Source organism: Pseudonocardia pini (assembly GCF_013870575.1).
Taxonomy (GTDB): Bacteria; Actinomycetota; Actinomycetes; order Mycobacteriales; family Pseudonocardiaceae; genus Pseudonocardia; species Pseudonocardia pini.
Genome location: NZ_JACBXB010000999.1, coordinates 1 through 1,657, shown reverse-complemented (window position 1 = coordinate 1,657; position 1,657 = coordinate 1). Strand labels below are relative to the sequence as shown.

Here is a 1,657-nt window from a genome sequence, read left to right as displayed (position 1 = left end):
CTCCAGCTGCCCGCAGCTCGCGGACAGCACGCGGCCCGGCGGGACCGGGTAGCCGGCCGCGCCGACGGCCTCCAGGGTGTCCGCGGTGCAGTCCGAGTAGTCGACCAGCGGATCCTGCGGCTCCGGCGCGGGCAATGCGTTCGGGTCCGCGGGACTGGTCCCCGCGCTGGTGGGGGGCCCGGCCATCTGGTCACCACGGACGGCGACGGGCGGCCGCTGCGACGGCCCCAGCGCGCAGCCCGCCAGGAGGAGGGCACCGGCGAGCACGAGCACCACCGACCGCACGTACGCCCCCACCCGACCAGTCTGACCGGTGGTGGGTGAATGCACGGTTAGTGGGCGGTCCAGCCACCGTCCTGGACCAGGGAGATCCCCGTGATGGAGGCCGAGGCGGGGCCCCACAGCACGGAGGCGAACTCGGCGACCTCGGCGGGCTCGATCAACCGCTTCACCGCCACCGGGGTGAGCATGATGGTCGAGACGACCTCGTCCTCGGGGATGCCGTGGGCGCGGGCCTGGTCCGCGATCTGCTTCTCCACCAGGGGCGTCCGCACGTAGGCCGGGTTGACGCAGTTGCTGGTCACGCCGTGCGCGGCCCCCTCCAGCGCGGTGACCTTGGACAGGCCCTCCAGCCCGTGCTTGGCCGCGACGTACGCGGACTTGAACGGCGAGGCCCGCAGCCCGTGCGCGCTGGAGACGTTCACGATCCGCCCCCAGCCCTGCTCGTACATGTGCGGCAGCACGCGCCGGACCAGCCGGAACGGCGCCTCGAGCATGATCGTGAGGATCTGGTGGAACATCGCGGGATCGAAGTCCTCGATCGGCGAGACGTGCTGGCGGCCCGCGTTGTTGACCAGCAGGTCGACGTCCGCGGGGAGCGCGTCCACCGCGTCGAGGTCGGAGAGGTCGCAGGTCAGCGCCTCGATCCCCGGGACCTCGGCGGCCAGCGCCTCGACCGCCTCCGCGGAGATGTCGACGGCGTAGACGTGCGCGCCGTCCGCGGCGAGCCTGCGCGCCATGGCGGCGCCGATCCCGCTCGCCGCTCCGGTGACCAGGGCCTTCTTGCCGCTCAGCGCCATCGGTCCAGGCTAGGCGGCGCTCAGGCCACGCGGGGAGCGTTGGTGACCGAGTCGAGCTCCAGCCGCACGGCGACGGGCAGGTGGGCGATCCCCAGCGCGTCCCGGGCCTCGGTCACGATCTCCTCGTCGAGGCGACGGCACACCTCCGCCACGTCCGCCTCGTCGGTCAGCCACACCGTCAGCCGCAGCGCGGGATCGTCCTCCCGGCCGACCATCCGCCCGCGGGCCCGGGCGACGCCGGGGAGCCCGGCGGTCCGGTCGGCGACGGCCTCGGCGGCCGCGGCGGCGGTGACCAGCAGGGTCGTGTCCGGGCTCGCCTCCAGCAGCAGGTCGGGGCGGCGCTCGGGGCGCAGCGAGCGCACCGCCCACCAGAGCCCGAGGACCACCAGCAGGACCCCCGCCCCGATCGCCACCCAGCGCCACAGCATCTGCTGGGACCGCAGCGCGTCGACGATCATCGGGTCGAGCAGCGGGCGCCCGGCGCGACCGCGGCCGAACACCCCCCAGCCGAGGAGGGCGGCGCCCAGCCCGGCGAGCAGCAGCACGAGCCCGAGCAGCGCGAGCCGGGTGCGGTCACC

General features: G+C 74.8%; 2 protein-coding genes and 1 pseudogene. All 3 read right to left on the bottom strand.

Going from position 1 to position 1,657, the window contains the following annotated elements; all coding sequences use genetic code 11:
- Nucleotides 1-297: pseudogene (locus H5J29_RS31815) on the bottom strand (hypothetical protein); the annotation flags it as partial.
- Between the two features lie 35 nt (nucleotides 298-332).
- Nucleotides 333-1,079 carry a 3-hydroxybutyrate dehydrogenase gene (locus tag H5J29_RS31810; RefSeq protein WP_181784623.1) on the bottom strand — a complete coding sequence of 249 codons (747 nt, stop codon included), beginning with the start codon at nucleotides 1,077-1,079 and terminating at the stop codon, nucleotides 333-335.
- Nucleotides 1,080-1,099: 20 nt separating this feature from the next.
- Nucleotides 1,100-1,657, bottom strand: a 558-nt coding sequence (locus H5J29_RS31805) for an Asp23/Gls24 family envelope stress response protein (protein WP_181784622.1), incomplete at its 5' end; no start/stop codon positions are given.

Coding starts and splice junctions, on each gene's coding strand:
- H5J29_RS31810 (WP_181784623.1), bottom strand. CDS start 1,079: ATGGCGCTGAGCGGCAAGAAGGCCCTGGTCACCGGAGCGGCGAGCGGG.